This window comes from Rufibacter ruber (assembly GCF_001647275.1).
Classification (GTDB): domain Bacteria; phylum Bacteroidota; class Bacteroidia; order Cytophagales; family Hymenobacteraceae; genus Nibribacter; species Nibribacter ruber_C.
Genome location: NZ_LRMM01000033.1, coordinates 1 through 23,819 on the forward strand (window position 1 = coordinate 1; position 23,819 = coordinate 23,819).

Below are 23,819 nucleotides of genomic sequence, written 5' to 3' on the forward strand. Positions count from 1 at the left end.
CCGTTTTTAGCCTGTTGTGGCGAAAATAGGCCAAAAACGCAAATTCCACTTCTCCCCTTTGTCATCCTGAAAGGAACTTAGGGAACAATGGGCGAACTAAACAGGCCGAAAACAGGAGCTTAAACTGTTAAAGCTTAGGCAGAACTCCCGCTATCTATCTGTCCGGAATGAGGAAGCGGGCAGTCCTTCTTTGTTGTAGAGGTTGGCGCCTTCCGGGTTGTTGGCCCAGGCATACCTGACGGCTACCGGCTGGGGAACACGGTCACTCCAAACTTCTACCTGGTCTCCTTTGATGTGGGCAGTGGCCGCCACAAACGTACCGCTGGCCCCAGCCACCATAAACTGATTCAGTTCTCCGCCGCCTTTGGCTACCAGCCCACTCCCTGTATGCTCAAAAGAAAGCACCATCTTCTTGCCATCCTGCTTAACCGCTTTCAAGGTAGGCCCAGAAGCAACAACCTCAGTATTACCATACACCAGGTTTTGCGCCAACAGGGCCAACCGGTGCCCCACCTCTTTTTTGTTTCTGGGGTGTATGTCATTGGCTTCCCCAATATCATGGGTTACCGCCATGCCTGTGTTGGGCAGGGAAAGAGTTTGGGACTGGGCCTCCCGCAGGAGCGCCCAGGAGTCATCCCCTGGTTTTGCTTTGGGTAAGGCATAGTTGGCGAGCTGCACAAACAGAAACGGAAAATCTTTCTGCCCCCAGTGCGAGCGCCAGTCTTTGATTAGCGCCGGAAACAGTTGGGCATATTCTTTGCCTTTCCCCGCGTTTGCGTTGGCCTCCCCCTGGTACCAGATCACCCCTTTGATTGTGTAAGGGAGGAGCGGCGCCACCATGCCATTGTACAGGACTGACGGCTTTTTCTTCTCCCCATTTTCCTTTAATGGCCCGGCTGGGGCGCTTTTGGGAATAAGAGCCTGGTACTCCGGAAATTCTTGCAGCGCGTCTGCACTCATCCAGGCTTCTGCTGGCGTTCCTCCGTTAGAGGTGTGCAGCAGTCCAATGGGAACTTTATATTTTTCAAACAGCTCTCTGGCAAAGAAATACCCAACAGCGGTAAAACCCAGCACCGTCTCCGGATTCGCCTCCTGCCAGCCGGCTGACTCTACATCACGGGCAGGGGAATACGCCAAAGCATGTTTCACCAGAAAATGCCTAATCTGAGGATTGGCCGAACTTGCAATCTCCTGGCGGTACCGGTCTTGTACGGTTTTCATCTGAAACTGCATGTTAGACTGCCCGCTACACACCCAGACATCGCCCACCAGTATATCCTGAAGGGTGATGGTGTTGCGGCCTTTCACCACCATTGTGTAAGGTCCGCCGGCCGGGGTAGACGGCAGTTTCACCTGCCACTTCTGGTCAGCCCCGGCTTGGGTAGCAAAGGTTTTGCCGTTAAAGGTGAGGGCTACCTTCTCTTTTGCCTCTGCCCAACCCCATACGGTTATGGGCTGGTCCCGCTGCAGCACCATTCCGTTCCCAACAAGGCTGGGTAAGGTAACTTCTGCCTGCGCAGAAAAAGTTACCACAAAAATGCTACTCACAAGTGCTACCCACTGAAAGGCGGGAGCCACGTTAAGGTGTCTAAATTGAGTGGAGAACCTCATTATCACAGCTATATAAGAAACCGTAAGAAGACAATATCAATATTGTGTTCAATCCTGATGCTTTCTATTTGCTCCCACCTCTGTGTGAAGAACTTTCTGTTTTGACCTGTTTTTCAGAAAACAGGTCCAAAACAGAAGGCTGGCCGCGTTTAGTCCTGACGGCTATGCACCTTTCTTCCCTCACCAGCGGGTAGCTTTACAGGGGTACCCGCTGGAATAGGTGTTCCAAAGACGGGGTTCCCCTTCTTATCCCAGGTAAATTTCTGCAGCCTGATATCTCTGGCCCACCCGGGCTGGGTAGAGATCTTTGCGTGGTAGATAATCCAGTCTTCCGTGCCATCTGCCGAGGTGGTGAAACTGGGGTGCCCTACGCCAAACACCTGATCAGTACCCTGAAAGACCGGCCCGGTTTTGACCCAATTCTTCGGTTCCAGGGGGTTCAGCGTAGAGTCTGCCAAAGAAAGCTGGCCCAGCCTGTACTCTTTGAGCCAAGACTCCCGGGTGGAATAGATTATAAACACCTTCTTATTTTTCTTCAGGATCTGTGGCCCCTCCTGCAAATCTAGCGGCCCTCCCGTTTCCCAACTTTCTTCCGGTGAGGAAATTTTGACCCGGTTACTGCCAATGGTCCAGGGGTTATTCATGCGGGCCATGTACAGGTGCTGCCTGGTGGCATCTGTTTTCGCATTCTTCTGCCAGCCAGACCAGACGGCATATAAACTGCCGTTCAACGGCAGAATAGTCACATCAATGGCCCATACCGGCTCAGAGCCGGTGTACTGTAGGCTGTCACCGGTGTACAACATGCCTTTGTCTCTGTAGGGCCCAAACGGGTCCTGCCCTACAGACTCCAGCACACCAGAACGCTGGTGAATGAACGGCTTGCCGGGCGCCTTGGCCGCAGCATAGTAGATGTACCATTTACCGTTCAGAAAGTGTAGTTCCGGGGCCCAGACACTGTAAGCATTCCATCCTTCTTCGGGGGCTTTCCAGACGGTTTTCCGTTCGCCTACCTGCGTAAGTTTATCTGATTTCGCCACGTAAATCCCGCCTTTCCCGGCCCCGCAGGAATAATAAAAACCGTCTTTTTTGATAAACCAGGGATCAGCCCCCTTGGCTATAGGATTGGTAAAATATCCCTCAGTGGTTTGGGTAGTGCTGACCGATGTTACCGAACGGGGGGTACACCCAAACAGCGCCCCACCCAGAAGAAACAACAGATAATAAACTTGAGAAAGCTTTAATGGCATGACAGCGGTTATACAGACACCTATTGATGTTCCCTTTTTCTCTTTATCTGAATAGACTTATGATCCTTTCTCATCACCGTCTCAGAAGCCTACTATACACAAACATAAAGGTAGTACTCTAGATAACAGGTTCTTCAGCGTTCACTTCTGTTTTCCAGTTAGTAAGCAATTGTTGCAGCTCCCTCACTTTGTCTGGCATTTTTTCAGCCAGGTCTTTCTTCTCCCCCGGGTCTGCTTTAAGATTGTAGAGCTCTACCCGCGGTTTAGCGTAAAACTGGATGAGTTTGTAATCCCCCTTCCGGACGGCACTGGCCATTCTAGGTTTCCATTTACCCGTTTCTGAGGGATAATGCCAGTACAGCGTCTCCCGGTTGGGGGTTTGTCCTTTGGTAAGGAACGGCGCTAAGCTCACCCCGTCCAGCTTGTAGCCGGCGGGATTCTTCCCTTTGCCAAATTCTACAAACGTGGGGTAAAAGTCCATAGTGGTCACGGGCACGTCTGTTCTGGTGCCGGCTTTGATTTTACCGGGCAGGCGCATAATGAGAGGCTCTCTGATCCCCCCTTCATAGAGCCAGGTTTTATTCATGCGCAAACCACCGTTATTGGCCACGCTCCCGGCTCCGCCGTTATCTGAATAAAATACCAACAGCGTGTTGTTTGCCAGACCGGTTCTCTCCAGTTCCTGCATGATGGCCCCTACCCCTTGGTCTATGCTCTCCAACATGGCGGCCAGGTACGGGTTGTCCAGGTGCTTGGCTAAATGTTTGCCATCTGCCCCTTCTTTAGCACTTTCAAACAATTTATCTGCTTGCCCGGCACCGTACTTGGCGTCAAACTTGCGCTTGTATTTATCTACCAGTTCCTGCTTTGCCTCTAGTGCGGTGTGCACGCTATAGTATGAAAGGTACAGGAAGAAAGGCTTCTCCTTGTTACGCTGAATGAATTTTACAGCCTCCTCACTTTGTCTGTCTGTGAGGTACTCATTTTCTTTTCCGGTGGTAAAGGTGCTGATTTTGTCATAAGGGAAGAAGTAGTCCCCGTCTGCAATGTATTTGGTCTCAGTACCAATGACTTCATGAAAGCCGTGCTTTTTGGGGCCTCCAATAGACTCTTTGTAATTAGTATCCAGATGCCACTTGCCTACCAGCCCCGTGTGATACCCTGCCTGTGCCATTGCTTCATTGATGGTCACATATTTAGCCGGATCCAGCGCCCGGTCTGTCTGGGTACCCATAAAATCTGTAATTCTCACCCGCGCCGGAAACTGACCGGTAATTAGACTGGCACGGGTGGGGGAACACACCGGCGCGGCGGCGTAGGCGTTAGTAAACGTGATTCCTTGACTAGCCAGCTTATCCAGATGGGGGGTTTCATTGAAGGTGTTGCCATACGCGCCCAGCTCACCCCAGCCCAAGTCATCTGCCATGATGAATATAATATTGGGTTGGTCCGTCTGGACTACTGTTTCTGCATTTCCGGCATTGTTGCTGGAACCTGCCGTGGCAATTTTACTTTGGCATGCACTTGCTTGTAGCAGGCAGGCGGCTATGAAATATAAAAGCGGCTGTTTCATGAAATTTTATGGTTTTTAGCCATTGACAGGGGAGACAATTAAACTTATAAGAACAAGAAGCAATATTACTCCACCTCCCATTGGCTGACTAACACTATTGTAGCAAAAAATGGTAATTATGTGGTCTGAGACGTCTAGCTCCCTGTCTCAGCAATTCACAGGCTTGGATTCTGAGCTTGCCATAAACAACAGGCGATCATTACTGCAGCACTTTTTTCAAAAACGCGTTTTCAAACATGGTGCTATCCCTCCCCCCCTTACTTCCACAAAAATTTAGATTGCCTAAGCACACCTTATTTTGCCAATTCTTTAAAAAGAAGTAATTTAAGGGTGGCTAATCTTTAATTTTACAAAATTTTAACACAAAGTTTTTGTTAAAATTAAACTAAGGAGCTAAACCGTTGTCTATACCGCACCCTTAGAACTCTATTACCGCTTCTCCCCTAACCTGGCGGGAGTTTGCCCATGTTTTGAAAGCGTCTGCGTACCTGAGAATACCTGCTTATGTTGTGCATTAAAAAGCTCCTTTTCACCCTTTGCTTATTTTTACCTGTTCCTTTTTTGCTTTCTACCCACGCCCAGGAGAGAATCCATTTCAGGAACTACTCTGTATCAGATGGGTTAAGCTCCAACACCGTCTGGGCCATCTCCCAAGATGCGCAAGGCTACATGTGGTTTGGCACCAAAGATGGGTTAAACCGCTTTGACGGGCACCAGTTCAAGTCTTTCAAGTTTGATAAGAAAAACACGGCTTCCTTGGGAAACAACTTCATCAGGGACATTCTCAACTTTGACGCCAATACTTGCTGGGTTGCCACAGAGCAGGGTGTCTTCCTATTAGACCTGGAGAAAGAAACATTTCAGCCCTTTGCCAAATTAGGACCGGTCATGGTCTATGACTTAGAACGTGACCAGAGGGGTAACATCTGGATTGCGACTGCAAACAAAGGCGTCTTTCAGTATAATACGGGTGAGGGTACGCTGGTGAATCTGGTTCACCAGAAAGGCAACCCCAATACTATCTCAGACAACCAGGTACGCAAAATAAAGACCGGCAAGGATGGGAGCATCTGGATTGGCACTTTCAGCGGCTTAGACCGTTATACCCCCACCAATGGCACCTTCTCCCATTACTATGCCTCTACGGCCCCTACCTCCTTATCAAACAATAACATCATAGAACTCTATCAAGATGTAGACGGAATGCTCTGGCTAGGGACCCTTACGGGCGGCTTAAACAGACTAGATCCGGAGACAGGCATCTTTACCCGTTTTCAAAAAGCAGGCCCTAATTCTATCAATGATAACATTGTACGCGCTATTTACCAGCCCCAGCCAGACCGGCTGTACATTGGCACTGAGAAAGGTCTTAATATTTTAGATACCAAAACCCTCACCTTTAAACACTTCTCTAACAAGAACAATGACCCCTTCAGCATTAGTGACAATGCGGTGTATTCAATTCTTGAGGATAGGGAGGGAGGAATTTGGCTGGGCACCTATTTTGGGGGAGTCAATTACTTCCACAGCAAAGACAACAACTTTGAGCTGTATTACCCCACTGGCGAGAAAAACATGCTTTCAGGCAACGCAGTGAGTGCTTTCCTGGAAGACAGCCCCGGGAAAATATGGATTGGCACTGAAGACGGCGGGCTTAATCTTTTTGACACAAACTCTAAAACGTTCTTACAATATCCGTTCTCACCCAAACAGGAGAATCTTACCTACCATAACATTCACACCCTCTACAAAGACAGACAAGGCAACCTCTGGATTGGCACCTTCTCTGGTGGCTTAAACGTGTATACTCCTAAAACTGGCAAGATTAAGAAATACAGGCACAATCCGGCAGATCCTCACACCATTAACAACAATACCGTTTACACCATTAACGAAGACAGCCAGGGCAAAATCTGGGTGGGTACGGTAGCGGGGGTAAGTATATACAACCCGGAGAAAGACAATTTTGACCGCATTACCTATACTACCCTCGCCAAGGCCTGTATCTATGACATCTATGATGATCACCGGGGCATGATCTGGTTCGCCACCTATAACTATGGAGTGGTGGGGCTAAACCAAAGCACCAGGCAATGGGTACACTATGGCAAATCAGAGAAACCGGGGGCAATCAGCTCCAACAGAGTCATCTCCATCTACGGTGATAAGAAAGGCAATTTATGGCTTGGTACTGAGGGAGGCGGCTTAAATTTCTTTGACCGTAAAACCAAGACTTTTCAGGTGTTTGATGAAGACAACGGGGTGAACAGTTCTGTCATCTACGGGGTACTTGAAGACAACAAAGGCCACTTATGGTTATCTACCAACAATGGCATTTTCAATTTCGACCCTAAAAACCAGCAGAGCATTAGGTACGGTAAATTTGACAAGCTGCAAAGCCGACAGTTCAACTACAAAGCGTATTTAAAAGCCTCTGATGGAAAGTTTTACCTGGGCGGAATCAACGGGTTCAATGTTTTTCACCCAGACAGTGTCAAAAGCGTGACCACCAGGAACAACGTGGTATTTACAAACCTACAGCTGTTCAACAAAGATGTGACCCTTAAAAACGAAGGCAGCCCCCTCAAGAATCTGATCCATCATACCAAAGAGCTCACGCTCACCCATGACCAGTCTGTTATCAGTTTAGAATATGCGGCTTTAAGCTTTGTGGCACCGCAAAAGATACACTATGCCTTTAAAATGGAAGGCTTTGACAAAGACTGGAACTATGTAGAAGACCAGCGGAAAGCCACCTACACCAACTTACCGGCAGGAAGGTACAGGTTTCTGGTAAAAGCCACCAACAATGACGGTTCCTGGAACAACCAAGCCACCTCCATTCAACTTACCATTCTTCCGCCTTTCTATAAAACCACGGCAGCCTATATCTTATATGTATGCGTTGCCATAGGTTTATTCTGGGCAGCCCGGAATGCCGCCATCAAGCGGGCCAAAAAACGGGCCAAAGCACGATTGGAAAAGCTCAAGAACAAAGAGCAGAAAGCCTTTTACCGGCAGAAGATTGATTTCTTCACCACCATGGCACATGAAATCAGGACCCCGCTTTCTTTGATTACCGCTCCTCTGGAGAGCCTTATCCACTCGGGCAAAGGCGGGGCTGAGGTGCAGGACCAACTCAAGATTATGGATGAAAACTCTGACCGACTGCTCACCCTGGTCAACCAGCTGCTTGACTTCAGACGGATTGAAAGCCGGATTTACACCATCAATCTGGAGAAGATGGAACTGATCTCCATGGTGCGCTCCCTGTACGCCCAATTCACCCCAATCGCGCAGAAGCGCAACCTGCAATTCACCCTGAACACCAACATTAAGCGATTACAGGTAGAAGCTGACCCAGAGGCACTAACCAAAATTCTAAGTAACTTATTGAGCAATGCCTTTAAGTTTACCAGAACCCAGGTACAGCTCCATATCAATGAACCCACTCATAACGAGGCCGGGCAACGGTTCTTCTCCATTAGTGTACAGGATGACGGTATTGGTATTCCCAAAGAGCAGTTGAGCAGTATCTTTAAAAAGTTCTTTAAGATTACTTCTGGCCAGCACCAGTACAGCAATCTGGGTGGTACAGGTATAGGTCTGGCCTTGGCCAAGTCGCTGGCGGTTAAACATGGCGGTGATTTGCAGGTAAAAAGCGAGGAAGGGGTGCAAACCACCTTTACGGTACTGCTGCCCCTCCAGGAATATGAACAGGCAGAAAGTTCTCCAACCGCTACCGTTTTAGAAGATGAAGCACCTAACGCAGATGAGGTTGTATCTGCTCAAGAGACAAAAGGCCTTTCAACCATTCTATTGGTAGAAGATGATGCCTCGTTACGGGATTTCCTCTCTAAGAGCCTTCTCCTTGCAAACTACCGCTGCCTCACCGCCCAAAATGGAGTCCAGGCGCTGGAAATCCTGAAAGATGAGGAAGTAGACCTCATTGTTTCTGACTTGATGATGCCTGAGATGGATGGCATCACCTTGTGCCAAACGGTGAAGAATGACCTGGAATATAGCCATTTACCATTTGTACTGCTCACCGCCCAGGCCAACCCAGACGCTGAGATTGAAGGAATAGAGAGCGGTGCCGATTTCTACATAACCAAACCGTTCAAGTGGCGCCACATTTTGGCTGTCATCAAAAACCAACTAGAGGCCCAGGCCAAACTGAGGCAGAAGTTCTCCCAGCTGCCGTTTGTGGAACCCGCCACCCTCACTACCAATTCCCGTGACAATGTGTTTCTGCAGAAGATTGTGGAGGTCATTGAAGAACGTATTACAGACCCTAAGCTGTCTGTAGAGGAGCTGAGCCGCGAAATGGCCATGAGCCGTTCCTCCCTCCATAAAAAGCTCAAGTCGCTGACCGGTCAGGTACCCAACGAGTTCATCAGGATTGTACGGTTGAAAGAAGCTGCCAAACTGCTGCTGCAAAACCAGTATAACATCTCTGAAGTGGGCTATATGGTGGGCTTTAATTCGCACTCTTATTTCTCCAAATGCTTTGTTCAGCAGTTCAAAGTCACGCCAAGCGAGTTTCTGGAGAAGCACGTGGCAGAGCAGGTGGACCATCCTATTTCCTAACACCACTATTACCGTTTCTGTTTCCGCTGTTTTCCAGAAAACAGGCCGGAAACAGAAACCGGATACAACACTCTTATTCTGTACACCAGCGCTCCAAACAGAACTTGTGTTTTCTCTACATCAGAGACATCAATTACAAGCCTTACTATTGCTGGAATAGCCTCTACTTCCTCTTGAGCCGGAGTAAATAGTGGATTCGCTTTCAATCAATTGAGTACACTTTTCGCCACATGGCGAAAAAAAAATGGGATAAGTTGTAAAGAACGGGGAAGTGACGCACAAAATCTAAGTGCAACATAGCTCTTGGGAGAAGTGGCAATAGGAGCAATACGCTGCGGCATTTATCCTTCAAAAAACTGCTAATCTTCCGGGTAAAAGGTTGAGGAAGTAGAACGCGGCTTTCTGGTAGTACCAGGTATTGTCACCGGTGGTGTTCCTACCTTTACTGTAGCAGGAACAGTAAACGTCTGGTTAATTGGTTCCCCTTCCTCAGTGGCAGGCCCAAAAGGAGGAAACAATTTTATAACTCTAATTGCTTCCCTATCCACTTCTGGCAGGAATGATTTCACAATTTCTATCTTTCCTATTTTCCCAGTTCTATCTACCTGAAATTGCACAACGGAAGTTCCAGAGGAACCAGTTCTTGTGGCGGCAGCTGGCACTCTAAAGTTCCTGCCCCAAAACTCCCGCATCTTCTGTGGCCCACCAGGAAATTCAACAGGCGTGAAATGAGGAAAATAGCTTACCTCTGTTCCATCTTCTTTAAAACATTGTCCTTTATCTAGTTTGCCATTAATGAAATTCTCTCGGCGTCTGAGGTTTCCATTAGGATAATACCCTACTGCCTCCCCTTCCTTCATACCATTCACTTCTGAAAACCTGTAGTACACCTGCCCATTGTCATGCCACTTGGTTACGCTGGTTTCTTTGCCTTTCACTACCCTTTCTTCTTTCAGTTGCCCATTCTTGAACCACTCCTTGTATGGGGCTACCTTACGGTACCTGCCTTCCTTATTTTTCGCCGTAATATTTTCAGAATACTTCTCCCCCGTCACATAATAGGTAGTTTCTGTTCTTCGTTCATCAGGCGTTTCTGAAACATGAATGACTTTGTAGAAAAACGCATCTCCCTTTGGCGCTTTGAAAAAGGCACCATCTAAATAAACTGTGTCAGATTGGCTATAGGCCGAAAAACAGATGTAAAAAAAGAATAAAATAAACAGGCTTCGTTTCATTGAGATTTAATTTACCAGATAACTATAGAATATAGAGATAGTTAATCAAGGTAGCTTTTTCCTTCATAATCCGCAATGCTGTTTGCTGCAAATTGCATGACAATAAGCCTATTAATACCTATTCGCTTTTACAAAAAAAAGATAATTCCTGTTTCCGACCTACTTTTCAGAAATGGGCCAGAAACAGGAAGTTTAATAAGACATCTTCAGTGAAGCCTATACAGTTTAAGTATTTAGGCTGAAGCTAAAACGAGAGGAGTTTTTTACTGCATTTCTCCAACCTTTTCTGTTTCTCACCTATTATTCAGAAAAGAGCCAGGAAACGGAAGCTGAACATTACTTCAGTTCTGCCACCACTACTTCCAACGGCGACAGGTTTATAATAGCTTTCCCATTCTTCACGGCTACTTTTTCTTCTTTAACTTGATAGTCAAACTCGCTGCCGCTGATGCGCCAGACAGAACAAGAGGTAGCATTGCTTTTTGCTCCCGCTAATAGCACAGTCACAGGAGTAACTTTGTCAATTTTACTGCCACTCAAAACCACTGTTGCTTTGCCGTTGGCCGCAGTAGAAGCAAACGCCGCGAAATCACCTTTCACTTCAGTTGGCACCACCGCGCCTTTCAGGCTTTGGGACAATTTGCGGTGAATCTGGTACACCATGGTGGGTTGGGCTGTTTTTACATCTACCAGGGTGGGTTTCTTATAGGCCATGCGCATGGGCCAGAGCATGGCCAAATCGGTTTTCGCCTCCAGCATGGCACCAACCATCTCGGTAAGTTCCAGGTGCGACGTGGCGTTGCGCTCCAGCACATTGTACTCAGATAGGTTGAGCAGGTAGTTCTTGCCTGGGTTCTTCTGGGCAAACAACTCCCGTACCTCCAGCAGCTTTCTGGTCACCATGGGCAGTTGGTTCGCCCCGAAGTACCAGTGCACAATAATCATATTCACGTTCTTGCCGCAGATGCCGGCCACCGTTTCCCACCACTTCTGCTCGCCGGTGGTGATGGGTTTGATGGTATTCTCTTCATGGAATTTCTTGTAGGCATTGTAGCTTTCGCGGCTGGTGATGTTTTCGCGCATTTGCAGCACCCGGGGCAGCTGGCTTTCTTTGATGCGCTCTTTGGTCCCCACAAAATTTACGTCCCAGTGGCCGTTCACGCCCAGCACCACGTTGGGGTCTACCCGGCGCATGGAATCAGCGTACACGTTCACCAGATGGGCATATTCATCAGCCGACATCACCGGATGCCAGTACGTCTCGTTGCCAATTTCCCAGTATTTCACCTGATAGCCTTTCTTCTTGCAGTACCGGAGCCAGTTGGCCGCCTCATGGGCTCCGCCTGGTATGTCTTTCTTCACGGCCCAGCTTTCGGTGTTGAGCACCAGAGACGGAGTGGCACCTACTTTCTTGCATTGCGCCATGAATTCGTCAAAATCGGTTTCAGCGGGGCCACTCTCATAGGGGAACATGTTGGTGTTGTCCAGGGTGGCAGTCTGCCAGTGGAAGTTATCGGCCACGGTGCCGCCGGGGTAGCGCAGCACTTTCATGTTCACGTCTTTCAGCCTTTGCACAATCTTGCCATCGGCCAGGGCCGCATCATCATCTACCCAATACAGAAAGTTGGTGCCCCAGAAATCTGGGTGAATGGGGTGAAGGGGTTTCTGGGTTTGCACCACCACCTGGGCATTTGTGTTTTCCTGACCTGCTTTTTGCTGGGTTTTCGCTTGCAGAGCAGCCACTAAACCAACGAATATCAATACAATTTTTCTCATTCTAGGAATCGGGAACTGTGTAACGGGTACTAAGAATTTTTCTGTTTTCGCTGTTTTCTGGAAAACAGGCCGAAAATAGAAAAGCATCAACTGGGCAGGTTATTTTACTTTCTGGGGCTTCAGGTAGCCTAAAGACGTCAGGAAATCATCTGCGGCCTGCAGGGTTTTCTGGTAATATTCTTTGTCTTTCTTTGTGTAGTTGAAGAAACCGTGCGGCTGGTCTTCATACAAAATCAGGTCACAGCGGGTGCCCACCGCCTCCAATTTCTGTTTGTACAGCTGAGCGGTTTTCACCGGAATTAAGTGGTCTTTAGTACCCAGCAGAACCAACGTAGGGGCCGTACCTTTCCTGATGTTGTGCATAGGTGAAATCTCCTGATATCTTTCCTTCACCCGCTCATAGCCATACCCGTCCGGGCCATTGTCAAACACGGGGTTGAACAGCACCAACACATTGGGCCTGGAGCTAATGCTTTTATCTTCTTTAGGTTCGTCCAGTTGCGTTAAATCAGCCGCCGCCGCCAAATGTCCGCCCGCCGAACCTCCGCTGGCGGCAATCCGATTCGGGTCTATGTTTAATTTTCGGCTGTTGGCGCGCACATACCTTATAGCTGACTTCGCATCATTGACCGCTACAAAAGGACTGGTGTTGTGCCGCTTGGCCACGCGGTAATCGGCCAGCACAGCCACCATGCCCCGCCCCGCGAAATGCTTGGCCTGCTCCTCAAACTGGTCCATGGAGCCGCTGCTCCAGCCACCGCCAAAGAAGAAGACAATGGCTGGCAAGGATTTGCTTTTCCCCGCGCCCTCGGGCGAATAAATTTTCAGTTTCAGTTGAACCGTGTCAATTGTTTTGTAGACCAACTCCTGCACCTGCAGGCCAGATGCGTTTGGCGCTTTCTGGGCAGAAGCCGGGTTTGTCTGGAACAGAAACACCAAAAGCCAAATGAGAGTGAGAAATGGATACCGGATACGCATGTGCCTTCTTTTGCTTGGAAAGAGATTTTGCGTTTTCGGCCTATTTTCTGAAAAACAGGCCGAAAGCGCAAATTGGTTGAGAGTTCTATTCTGCTGCTGTCCTGCTGTTCGGGATTTGCAATCCCGAACTTGTATAACCGGGGATTTAAAATCCCCCTTCTGCTCTACAAGTAACTGGGGATTACAAATCCCCGGTTACCTACTTCCTGTGTAGAAATCCAGAAGAGCGAGGGGCCAAAGCCAGCGGGATTCTTACGCAAGAGATTCAAGCCCACTCCTAGGATTAGACAACCCAAGTTGCGATTTATTAAAGCAGTTTACTCATTACCCACCCCTACCCCTCCAGGGAGGGGAATAATCTGCAAAAGTAGCAGGGGGAAATCCCCTCCCTGGAGGGGTAGGGGTGGGTATCAAAGTTAGGCGGTAAACAGCGCAACTTGAGTTAGATAATATGTCTTTCCGTTTTCGGCCTACTTTTCAGAAAACAGGCCGAAAACGCAAAACCTGATTAAGCTGGAAATTTGTTACTTCACCTGCACCTTCACCTCTCCGCTCTTCAGGCCGTCGGCATTGGCTTTCAAAACAATCTCTCCGGGTTTGTCAGTCGTTTGGACCATCACCAGACATTTGCCTTTGAACGCCTTGCGCTGCGGAATTTTCATAGACGCGAAGTCAATGATATCGCCGTTCTCTACGCCAATGATTTTGCCAGGGCCGGTGAGGGTAAACTTGACCAGGTTATCGGCTTCAGGCGCCAGGTTTCCTTGGGTATCAGTAATGTCTACTTCCATGTGAATGACGTCCCGCTTGTTGGCGCGCGCCTGTTTTTTATCTGGGGTTACCCTAATGTTAGAAGCGGCGCCAGCAGTGGAGACTGACGTTTCGGCCACCACTTTTCCGCCTTGGCGGGCAATGGCTTTCAAAGTACCGGCTTGGTACGGCACTTGCCAGACAATCTGCAGGTCTTCCGGCATTTTCTGCTCACCCAGCGATTTCCCGTTCAGGAAAAGCTCCACGGTTTCAGCGTTGGTATACGCCACCACCGGAATAGCCACGCCCTCTTTGCCGGGGTGCGTCCAGTGCGGCAACAGGTGCACCATGGGTTTCTTGGACCAAAGGCTTTGGTAGAGGTAATAATGGTCTTTGGGGAACCCGGCCAAATCCAGAATCCCGAAGTTGGCGGTGCGGGCGGGCTGAATGGTGGCTTCACCCAGGTAATCAAACCCCGTCCACCGGAACGTGCCAATCAGGTAATCCAGGCTTTCGGTGCGTTTGTGCTGATCACGCACGCCAATGCGCACAATGGCGTTGTCATAACTGGACTGGTAAAACTTTGAATTGTTTTTAAAGACCTCTTCCTGGGTTAAATCAGGAATCATAAACACTTTGCTTTTGAAGTTCTCCCACTTCACGCCGTCTTCCCATGGCGCGGGAAAATCACGGGTTCTATAAGAGGTTTTGGAAGCATACACCCCACGCGTCTGCAACGAATGGGTAATCTCTGTGCCCAGCAATGGTTTGTCTGGGTGTTTCTGGTGGAATTTCTCCAGCGTTTCGGGCATTTCGCCTTCGCCGTTGAAACCGGGAATGTCAATGTACGGCGAGCTGGAACCGCGGGCTTGGGTCACGGGGCGGGTGGTGTCCAGCTTTTTCAAGGCTTCTACCAATTCCCGCTGGCGCTCGGGCTCAAACTCGGGCACCTCGTTGCCAATGCTCCACATGACCACGCTGGGGTGGTTGCGGTCGCGTTTGATAAAATCCGCCAGGTCTTTCTGCCACCAATCTTTAAAGTACAGGCCGTAGTCAAATTTAGCTTTGGGTTTATCCCAACCGTCAAAGGCCTCGTCCAGCACCAGAAAGCCCATAGTGTCGGCCATTGTATAAAATTCGGGCGCAGCCGGATTATGGGAAGTTCTGATGGCGTTGCAGCCCATTTCTTTGAGCAGCTTGAGGCGGCGGTACAGCACATCTTCGGGTACGGCACTGCCCACGGGGCCGCCGTCATGGTGGTTGCACACGCCGTTCAGTTTCATTTTCTGGCCGTTCAGCACAAAACCGTCTTTGGCGTTCACCTCCACAGTTCTCACCCCGAAATAGGTGGTGTATTCCTGCAGGGTTTGCTTGCCGTTCTGCAGCCGGTGCACTGCCTGGTAGCGTTGCGGCTTCTCTGGGCTCCAGAATTTAGGTTTGCTGATGGTGGCTTTTTGCGTGACCGTCCGTTGCCCGGGATTGAGCGTCAGTTGCTGGGATACCTGGGTTACTTTCTTACCGCCTGGCTCTAGAATGTCTGTGAGCAAAGTGAGTTTTGTAGGCTGGCCGCTGGCATTCTCCAGGTCAATCTGCAGTTGCACCAGGGCCTGGTCTTTGGTCACTTGCGGGGTGGAAATGAACGTGCCCCAGGTAGGGATAAAGACATTTTGGGTCACTGCCAACCGCACGTGGCGGTAGATACCTGAGCCCGTGTACCAGCGGCTGCTGGGCAGTTTGCTGTTGTCAGCCCGCACGGCAATTACGTTCTGCCCATTTACCAGGTACGGCGAGAGGTCATACTGAAAGCTGATGTACCCGTACGGACGCTTGCCCAAATGGTGCCCGTTCACCCACACGTCTGAGTTCATGTACACCCCGTCAAACTGAACGAATACTTTCTGGTCTTTGGCCGGTTTCCAGTCAAAAGTTTTGCGGTACCAGCCAATGCCGCCGGGCAAATACGCCCCGCTCCACCCCGAGGGGTGGTTCAAGTCAAAGTCCTGCTCAATGCTGAAATCATGGGGTACATCTACTTTCCGCCATTGGCGGTCATCAAAGGCTTTCTCTTTGGCCGCGGACACGTCGCCTAAATGGAACCGCCAGTCAAAATCAAAGTCAATGGTTTTCTGTGTACCAGTTGCCCCGGGTTGCGCCGCCCTGGCGGGCGAAGTTCCCCAGAAACAGAAAACCAAGAGACAGGAAAAGATGAGTTGCAAAAACTTCATAGGTGAGAGAATACATTCTAAACCCAAACCTAAGCACCAAACAGGGTTTGTTCCTCTCATATAGGGTTTGTTTTTGTCTCACAAGCGCGATAACACTTACACCAGGGCCTTCTCTGACGGGGCTCCCTCCTGTTTCATATAATCGGTAGGGGTTAAGCCGTATTCCTTCAGGAAGCTTTTGGTAAACTGTTTGGGGTTTTTGGAGCCTACCATGTATGCTACCTGTGACACGTAAAATTTGCCTTCTTTCAGCAAGGCGGCAGCTTTTCTGAGGCGGGCCTTCTTGATAAAATCTGAAGGCGATTCGCTGAGCAGTTCCTCCATCTTACGGTAAAGGGTGGCGCGGCTCATGCACATGCTCTCTGCCAGGAACTCTACATTAAGGTCATGGTTGGCCATGTGGGTATCAATCAGTTCTACCACCTCATGAATGAACTTCTCATCAGGCGATTCTACCCGCGTTTCCTCCTGCTGGGTTATGGCCACTTTCCTGATGAACTTGTCTTTAAGAATCTCCCGGTTTTTGAGCAGCCCCACAATTCGCCACCGCAGCAACTCTGGGCTGAACGGCTTTTCAATGAAATCATCAGCGTTGTTTTTGAGGCAGAGGTATTTCTCGCTGGCTGAGCTTTTACCCGTTAAAATAATCACCGGAATGTCATTCAGGTCAGGCGACTGTTTCACCCGTTTAAGTAAAGAAATACCATCTAGCAGCGGCATGGAAATGTCACTGACCACCAGAGACACAGATTCTGCCAGCAGCAATTGATAGGCTTCTTCGCCATTGCCCGCCTCCAGCACATCAAATTCTTCTGCCAGCGTTTCGCGTATCAGCTGCCTTATTTCAGGCTCATCATCTACCACTACCACTTTGGGTTTGTCTTCAATGACCAGGGCACCTTTGGACTTCTGCTCTTTTTTGGCGGGCTGTTGCTGGGGCAGTTCCTCTACAATTGGCGTGTTGGCCAATGTTGGCCTGAGTTCAGTGAGAGAATAATGGTCTTTCTCAGCAGGGAAGTAGAACGTGACGGCGGTATATTCATGCTGTCGGCTTTGAATGGAGAGCCAACCGTGGTGGCGCTTGATTAACCGCTGTACCAGGTTCAGTCCCAGCCCTACGCCCTCTTTCTCTTTGCTCTCCTGTGCATTTTTGGCACGGTAGAAAAGTGAGGTGACGTTTTGCAGCTCTTCCTCCGGAATACCCATGCCCGTGTCTTTCACTTCGCAGCACACGTATGTGCCAGGTTCCCGGTCTTCGGCCTCCTGGCCTTCTATGGCAACAGATTTCAGCGTGATAGTGACATTCGCCCCCGGCTCTGAATATTTGATGGCGTTGGAAAGCAGGTTGAGCAGGATAATCTCTAGCAGTTCCTTGTCAAAGAAAACTTGTCCGTTGTCTATATCTGACTCAAAGGCAATGTCAATGTCGCGCACCAGGGCCAGCGGTTTCACCCGTTCACAGACATCGGCCACGTACTGGGTAATGTCTCCCTCCTCCACACTCAATATAAACTCCCCGGCCTCACTCTTCCTGATGTTGATAATCTGCTCATTAATGCGCTTCAAGCGAAGGGCTTGCTCATACAGATTATGTAGAATGGCTTTGTTTACCTTTTTTCCAGTCAGAGCGGTTTCTAACGGACCCAGGATCAAAGTGAGGCGGTTCTTGATTTCATGCGATAAGTCAGAGAAGTACACCATTTGCTGGGTTTGCAGTTGCAGCACCTCTGCTTCTTCTTTAAGTTGGTTGTTCAGTTTGAACCACCTCCTCAGGAAATATAGTACCACCGCCACCACCAGCAACAGCACTACGGCATACACGGCATACGCCCACGGACTGAACCAAAACGGCGGTTGCACCTCTACTTGAAAAGAGATGGGGTTGTCAAACCAGATGCCTTCGGCGTTAGAGCTTTTCACCTCAAAGGTGTATTTCCCCGCCGGGAGGTCCAGGTACTGAATCTCCCGCCCATTGGCGTCTGTGTACTGCCACTCCTGCTCCCAACCTTTCAGGCGGTAGGCGTACTTTACTTTCTCAGGCGAGGTAAAATCAAGGGTGGCGAAAGAGACTAGAAAACTATTGTGGTTATAAGGTAAACTGAAACTGCCTTTAATACGAATAGCGTTCAGATATTCCTGCTGTGCCTGGGCTGCCTCTTCTCCCTCACTCAGTATCTGGAATTCAGAAAATGCCAGCTGGGGAGCTTTGGTGGAATGCTTGTTGCCCGCGCTGAGGTTAAGCTGGTAAATACCATCTAAATTGGCGAAGTACAGGGTGTTGTTTTTCCCGATCGCCACGGCATTGAAAGAGAACTCCGGATGCACAATGCCATCTTGCACGCCGTAATGCTGGAAAGGCACCGGCTGGCCCGGCAAATACTTGGCTAATCCGTTTTGGGTGGAGACCCACAGCGTTCCTTTTGCGTCTTCGCCGAAGGCGCACACTGAATTTGACGGCAAACCGTGCGCCGTGGTGAAGGACGTAAACCGGTCTTTCTGCGCATCATACACCTGCACTCCATGCCCCCGCGTAGCCACCCAAACGTTGCCGTTTTTATCTGGGTAAATGCTTACAATCCGGTCACTCTGCAAGCCGTTCTTGCCGGCGTGGTATTCCTGAATTTTCTTTGTTTGCGGGTTTGCTTTGATGAGGCCGTTGCCCCGGTACCCAATCCAGATGTTGCCCTGTTGGTCTTTCACCAGATTGAAGATGTGGGTTACTTTGTTGGCCACCTTAGCTACCTGCTGAAAGAATGGGTCTGGTGCCTTGCCGTCTAGGGCGACTTGCAGAAGGCCGTTGTTCCAGGTCCCCAGCCACCAGTTGCCCGGCGACACCTCTAACATGGTCTGAATATCTGCACTGGTATAAGGCAGCAGTTCCAGGTGCTCTTGCTTGAAATCAGCGAGCGAAGCGCCTTTGTACCGGTAAAGCCTGTCATCAATGTTGAGGAGGTAATGGCCGCTTTTGCCCTGTTCTATGTTCTTCACCCGCCCCTTCACCGGCATTTCTACCCGGCTAACGGTGTTGGTCTGTGGCTCAAACTGAAACAAACCGTCATTGTTGCTGATGGCCCAAAGCGTGCCCTGCCGGTCTGCGCTGAGCTTTACCACATGGTTGTTGACTGGAATATAGTTGGGGGTGGCCAGCTTGATTCTGGTAAAGGCGTACTCCTGCTTTTTGAGTTTGTACAAGCCATACAAGGTGCCCACCCAAATGTTCTGTTCCCGGTCTACCAAGGTGCACAGCACGTTGTTGTCCTGAAAAAACGAAGCGGTTTTCTGAGGCTCTTTAAACCGTTGGTTCCAGGAAGAAATGGGTTCCCCCAGATAAAGGTGGTTGAAGGTGCCCGCTATAAGCTGGTTGTTCTGGAGCGACGTAATGCTGTTGACTTTCCCGAAACTTGCTTCCTGCGGCTCGCCTAATTTGTAGATTTTCAGGGTGGTAAGCTGCACTGCGTCTTGCTGCACCTGCGGCGAAACGGCCAATAGGCCTTCGGTGCGGGTGCCTACCCACAACACGCCATTCTGGTCTGCGTAGATTTTGAGAACGGGGGCCGTGAGGCTGGTCTCAAACACCTTCTTCCGCTGGGCGTCTAAATAAAATACTCCGTTCTCGGTCCCTAGCCATAGATTGCCTTGGGAGGTTTGGTAAAAACAGGTAATGCCGCGACCCATTTTCTGCACCACCGGGTCGGTTTTCCGGAAATAAGGCTGCTGGGTTTTCTGGGCGGCGCCTACCGGGGAGATTTTGTACAGCAGGTGCTCGGCGTCTAGCGTGGTGACCCAAACGGCCCCGTCTGGCGCTACAGCCAGGTTCTGGATTCCTTCGCTCAACGCCAGCTTAACCTGATACGGATGGGTTTGAATCACGCCCAGCCCGCTGCCGGTGGCAATCCAAATATTGCCTTGTTTGTCTTCGGCAATGTCTCTGATGGTATTGTTGAGCAGGGTGCTCTTGCCGTTGTGGGTGAGGGCGTATTCAGTGGTTTTGTGCCCGTCATACTTGAACAGGCCCGAGTTGGTGCCCACCCAGAAATACCCTTTGCTGTCCTGGAAAATACTTAGGATTGAATATTTGGGCAGCCACTTTTCCTCAGACAGCTCAGTGTACAAATGACTGCTTACTCCCTGGGCAACCGCCAAACAACCCCACAAGCAAAACAGCACTTTCAGGAACAGAAACTTCATATTCTTAACAACCGAAAATCAGATTGGTACTGAGCCCATTATGTTAAGGAAAGTTACGTTTATTCTAGGGAAAATCAAAAACCGCCCCCGCATGAGCAAGTGACGCACTTCCACTTCATCTGGAAAACATGCTACAAGTGCTGTTTTGAGCTTGTTTTGGAAAAGTAGCCCAGAAACGGAAAATTAAGAGTGAAGCTGTTCCAGCCAGCAAGGCTAAGTCCCGGCGGCGGCGATGACCGTTTCCGTTTTGGGCCTGTTTTTCTGAAAACAAGCCGAAAACAGGAAAGCCTCTCAGCTGCTTAAGATTGTTCTAGAACCTGCTTGCAATACGCCAAGCTTCGCCCTACTTCCTCTACAGGGTCACCTTCGTACTCAAATTCTATGTTGGCCGGAATATTCCAGTGGTTGTCTCTGATGAGTTTCAGCACCTCGGCCAAGGGCGTGTCCCCTTCCCCGAACCGCGTTCTGGGGCCGTGGCTTTTCTTGCGGTCTTTCAGGTGCAGGCAGTAAATTTTGGCGTGGTGCTCTTTCAGGTAGGCCACCGGGTCAAAGTTGGCGGCCGTGAAATGTCCTAAATCTAGGTTAATTCCAATAAAATCTGAATTACCGGCCATGCCCTGGGCAAACGATTCCGGAGTGGCAAACTCATTGGGATCTTTGAGGTTGTCATGGTTGTGCATGCCCACCTTCATCTTGTATTTCCGGGCGAACGCGTCAATGCGGGGCATCACCTTCACCGTAGCCGACACCGTGAGTACCTCGGCCCCCAGCGTCTGGGCAATCCGGAACGCCAGGTCAATTTCACTGTCGGGCGTTCTGTCTTTGATAGAGGGGTTGTACGCCTGAATGGCAATGCCCGCTTGCGCGAATTTCTCTTTGATACCCTTGATTTCGTCCATGGTCACGGTGGCGCGCCATTTCTTGAGGTTCTCCTGGTTTTCTTTGGCCTGCTCCGGGGTAAGGTTGCGGCGCCACTGGTGCTGGCGCGGCTCCACGTGGCCCACCCACAGCTCGCAGCTGGTGATGCCCAGTTGGCGCATGGCGGCAATGGCCCCGTCCAAATCCCGGTCCCTGAAACTGTAGGTCTGCACCCCCAGCACCACGCCCCGCTTTTTTTCTTCGGCCTTGGCCGATGCAGAAGAAGCACACCCGAACGGCAACATAGCCCCTGCCATTCCGGCCAAAGTCAATAGGCCCCACTCCCGCCTAGTCAATTTACGCGACATTACTTTTATGTTTTTGTAGAACGAATGTTATCCATTTAGCCCTCCCTTCTACCCTTCTCCACCTAATGCGTTTTTGACCTCTTTTTCAGAAAACAGCCCGAAAACGCAAGCAAACGTCAAAGCGACTTTTTTCTTTTCCAGCGGAATTTTCCCCGCTAGTTCACGCAGTTTACCTTGCCGCTTGCGCTTAAAAAGTTATGGTCTGGTCTTTTCTTTCGCTTTCACTGATGCCAACAGGGTCTGCAGTTCCTTTAAAGTGGCAGGATTGGCTTGGGCCACGTTCTGCTTTTCAGCCACGTCTTTTTTGAGGTGGTAGAGTTGCGGCTGTGGGTTATTGCCCAGTTCAGTGTTGGTGTTCTTGTTCATGGTTGGGCCGCTGCTGGGTTCAATGTACTTCCAATCACCGCGCACAATAGACAGGGTGTTGTTCAAAGACTGCTGCACCACGTACTCGCGCCCGATTTTTGCCTTGCCCAACAGCGTCTGCAATTGGTTGTGGCTGTCTGGGGCATCTTGGGTGGCTAATTTCTGGCCCGTCAGGCTGGCAAACGAGGCGTACAAATCCACTTGGCTGAACAGAGCATTGGAGACGCCAGGGCTGATTTTACTCGGCCACCGCACCAGGAACGGCACGCGGGTGCCTGCTTCAAACGCGCTGTATTTGCCGCCCCGCATCGGTCCGGAAGGCGTATGTTTGCCCAGTTTCTCTACCGCCTGGTCTACGTACCCATCATCTACCACGGGCCCGTTGTCACTGGTGAAAATCAGAATAGTGTTTTTGGCCAGATTGAGCCGGTCCAGCGCGTTCATGATTTCGCCCACGGTCCAGTCCAGCTGCAGAATGGCGTCGCCGCGCGGGCCCATGCCGCTCTTGCCCGCAAACCTTGAGTGCGGCAGCCGCGGCACGTGAATGTCATGCGTAGCGAAGTACAGGAAGAACGGCTGCTTCTGGTTTTGGTCAATGAATTTCACGGCGCGGTTGGTGAACACGTCGGCCATGTCCTCGTCAATCCAGCGTGCTTTGGTGCCGCCTGTCATGTACCCAATGCGGCTCACGCCGTTCACAATGGTATTATCATGCCCGTGCGAATACTTCATTTTCAGCAGCTCGGGGTTTTCTCTGCCGGTGGGCTCGTCGCCAATCTTGTCTTTGTAGCTTACCTGAATGGGGTCGGCGGGGTCCAGGTCCACAATGCGGTAGTTCTCCAGGTACACGCAGGGCACGCGGTCGGCGGTGGCGGGCATCAGGAACGAGTAGTTGAACCCAATTTCCAGCGGCCCCGGTTTCACGTCTGCGTTCCAGTCCGGCCCACCCTTCGGCCCCAGGCCGAGGTGCCATTTGCCCACCACCCCGGTTTTGTAGCCCGCTGATTGCAGCATGTCGGGCAGGGTTCGCATGTCTTGGGGGATGATGAGCGCGGCATCACCGGGGGCAATGCCCGTGTCTTGCTTTCGCCAGGCGTACTTGCCGGTGAGCATGGAGAACCGCGAGGGCGTGCACGTGGCCGAGGTGGCATATGCCTGGGTAAACCTTAGCCCCTGCGCGGCCAGCTTGTCAATGTTGGGGGTTTTCACCTGGGTAGCCCCATTGCAGCTGATGTCACCGTAGCCCAAATCATCAGTGTAAATGATAATGATGTTGGGTTTCTGCTGGGCCTGTACGGTCGATGATGCCCCGAATAAAAGACACAAGGCACCGGCTACAAGCCGAAGAGCGTGAAGGGCTGAGACTGAATAGAAGTGTTTCATTCTGAATTGTATTTACACTTGTGGTAATGGCGCTGACTGATTGTAGAGCTGCTTTTCCTATTAGCAGTATTTCATGGAGCTAGCCTCTGCTTTTCTATTTTCGGCCTGTTTTCTAAAAAATAGCCCGGAAACGCAAATTCTCTAAAGCGATTCTGTCTTCTTTTGAAAACTGATGCATTTCTAATTCTCAAAAAAAGTTACTCCTGCCGCTCTTCCCTGCTCTTCGGGTTTTACAATCCGGAAGCAACTAAGGAGGGGATTTGTAATCCCCGTATCTGCTTCTAACCTGCAAACCCGCAGATTAAAAATCCGCTGAGGACTCAAGCTTGGGATTACAAATCCCGAACAGCAAACGCATTCCGTCCCCCTTTGAAGGGGGACGGAATACGTGAGCTTTTCCAATTTTCATCACCCTGCTTTTCTGGATTTTCGCCCTCCTTTTCTTACTCTGCTTTTCTCCTCTGCTCTTCCTGATTTGCAATCCGGAAGCACCTGCTTCGGGGATTTGTACTCCCCATCCCTCGCTTTCTCTGAAAAAATCCGCGGATTGCAAATCCGCTGAGTCCCCAAGTTCGGGATTACAAATCCCGAACAGCTGAGGCAGCAGAAAGACCGCTGAGACAGTTGCTTTCATAGCGCAAGCGGATGTTTATATTTTCCGTTTCCGG

The 23,819-nt window shown here is 50.1% G+C and carries 12 protein-coding genes; 1 reads left to right on the top strand and 11 read right to left on the bottom strand.

Features of this window, described 5'->3' with window-relative positions; all coding sequences use genetic code 11:
• Nucleotides 1-150: 150 nt before the first annotated feature.
• The 3 genes from A8O25_RS13335 to A8O25_RS13345 form a co-directional block, all read right to left on the bottom strand.
• Entirely contained in the window at nucleotides 151-1,548 is a 1,398-nt protein-coding gene (locus tag A8O25_RS13335) for a sialate O-acetylesterase (RefSeq protein WP_241499026.1), read from the bottom strand.
• Between the two features lie 212 nt (nucleotides 1,549-1,760).
• Nucleotides 1,761-2,861, bottom strand: a complete 1,101-nt coding sequence (locus A8O25_RS13340) for a glycoside hydrolase family 43 protein (RefSeq protein WP_082893630.1) — start codon at nucleotides 2,859-2,861, stop codon at nucleotides 1,761-1,763.
• A 118-nt stretch (nucleotides 2,862-2,979) separates the two neighbouring features.
• Nucleotides 2,980-4,434: a sulfatase gene (locus A8O25_RS13345; RefSeq protein ID WP_082893631.1), complete on the bottom strand. Its 1,455-nt coding sequence runs from the start codon at nucleotides 4,432-4,434 to the stop codon at nucleotides 2,980-2,982.
• A gap of 561 nt (nucleotides 4,435-4,995) precedes the next feature.
• On the opposite strand from A8O25_RS13345, the gene A8O25_RS13350 reads away from it, so the two are divergent.
• The gene (locus A8O25_RS13350) at nucleotides 4,996-9,024 is read left to right on the top strand and encodes a hybrid sensor histidine kinase/response regulator transcription factor (protein ID WP_161947748.1); all 4,029 of its coding nucleotides are present in this window, start codon (nucleotides 4,996-4,998) and stop codon (nucleotides 9,022-9,024) included.
• Nucleotides 9,025-9,383: 359 nt separating this feature from the next.
• Here A8O25_RS13350 and A8O25_RS13355 read toward each other — a convergent pair whose 3' ends face one another.
• The 8 genes from A8O25_RS13355 to A8O25_RS13390 form a co-directional block, all read right to left on the bottom strand.
• The gene (locus tag A8O25_RS13355; protein WP_066835682.1) at nucleotides 9,384-10,259 is read right to left on the bottom strand and encodes an energy transducer TonB; all 876 of its coding nucleotides are present in this window, start codon (nucleotides 10,257-10,259) and stop codon (nucleotides 9,384-9,386) included.
• A gap of 336 nt (nucleotides 10,260-10,595) precedes the next feature.
• Complete coding sequence (locus A8O25_RS13360; protein WP_153042743.1) at nucleotides 10,596-12,035, bottom strand: hypothetical protein; 1,440 nt, start codon at nucleotides 12,033-12,035, stop codon at nucleotides 10,596-10,598.
• Nucleotides 12,036-12,134: 99 nt separating this feature from the next.
• The gene (locus A8O25_RS13365) at nucleotides 12,135-13,013 is read right to left on the bottom strand and encodes an alpha/beta hydrolase (protein ID WP_066835684.1); all 879 of its coding nucleotides are present in this window, start codon (nucleotides 13,011-13,013) and stop codon (nucleotides 12,135-12,137) included.
• A gap of 524 nt (nucleotides 13,014-13,537) precedes the next feature.
• Complete coding sequence (locus A8O25_RS13370) at nucleotides 13,538-15,988, bottom strand: glycoside hydrolase family 2 TIM barrel-domain containing protein (RefSeq protein ID WP_206598686.1); 2,451 nt, start codon at nucleotides 15,986-15,988, stop codon at nucleotides 13,538-13,540.
• Nucleotides 15,989-16,084: 96 nt separating this feature from the next.
• Nucleotides 16,085-20,176 (bottom strand): hybrid sensor histidine kinase/response regulator transcription factor, encoded by a 4,092-nt coding sequence (locus A8O25_RS13375; RefSeq protein WP_066835685.1) that lies wholly within the window; start codon nucleotides 20,174-20,176, stop codon nucleotides 16,085-16,087.
• A gap of 299 nt (nucleotides 20,177-20,475) precedes the next feature.
• Complete coding sequence (locus A8O25_RS13380; RefSeq protein WP_066835687.1) at nucleotides 20,476-21,402, bottom strand: sugar phosphate isomerase/epimerase family protein; 927 nt, start codon at nucleotides 21,400-21,402, stop codon at nucleotides 20,476-20,478.
• Between the two features lie 195 nt (nucleotides 21,403-21,597).
• Nucleotides 21,598-23,151 carry a sulfatase family protein gene (locus A8O25_RS13385; protein ID WP_082893632.1) on the bottom strand — a complete coding sequence of 518 codons (1,554 nt, stop codon included), beginning with the start codon at nucleotides 23,149-23,151 and terminating at the stop codon, nucleotides 21,598-21,600.
• A gap of 301 nt (nucleotides 23,152-23,452) precedes the next feature.
• The gene (locus tag A8O25_RS13390; protein ID WP_066835691.1) at nucleotides 23,453-23,785 is read right to left on the bottom strand and encodes a hypothetical protein; all 333 of its coding nucleotides are present in this window, start codon (nucleotides 23,783-23,785) and stop codon (nucleotides 23,453-23,455) included.
• Nucleotides 23,786-23,819 lie beyond the last annotated feature (34 nt).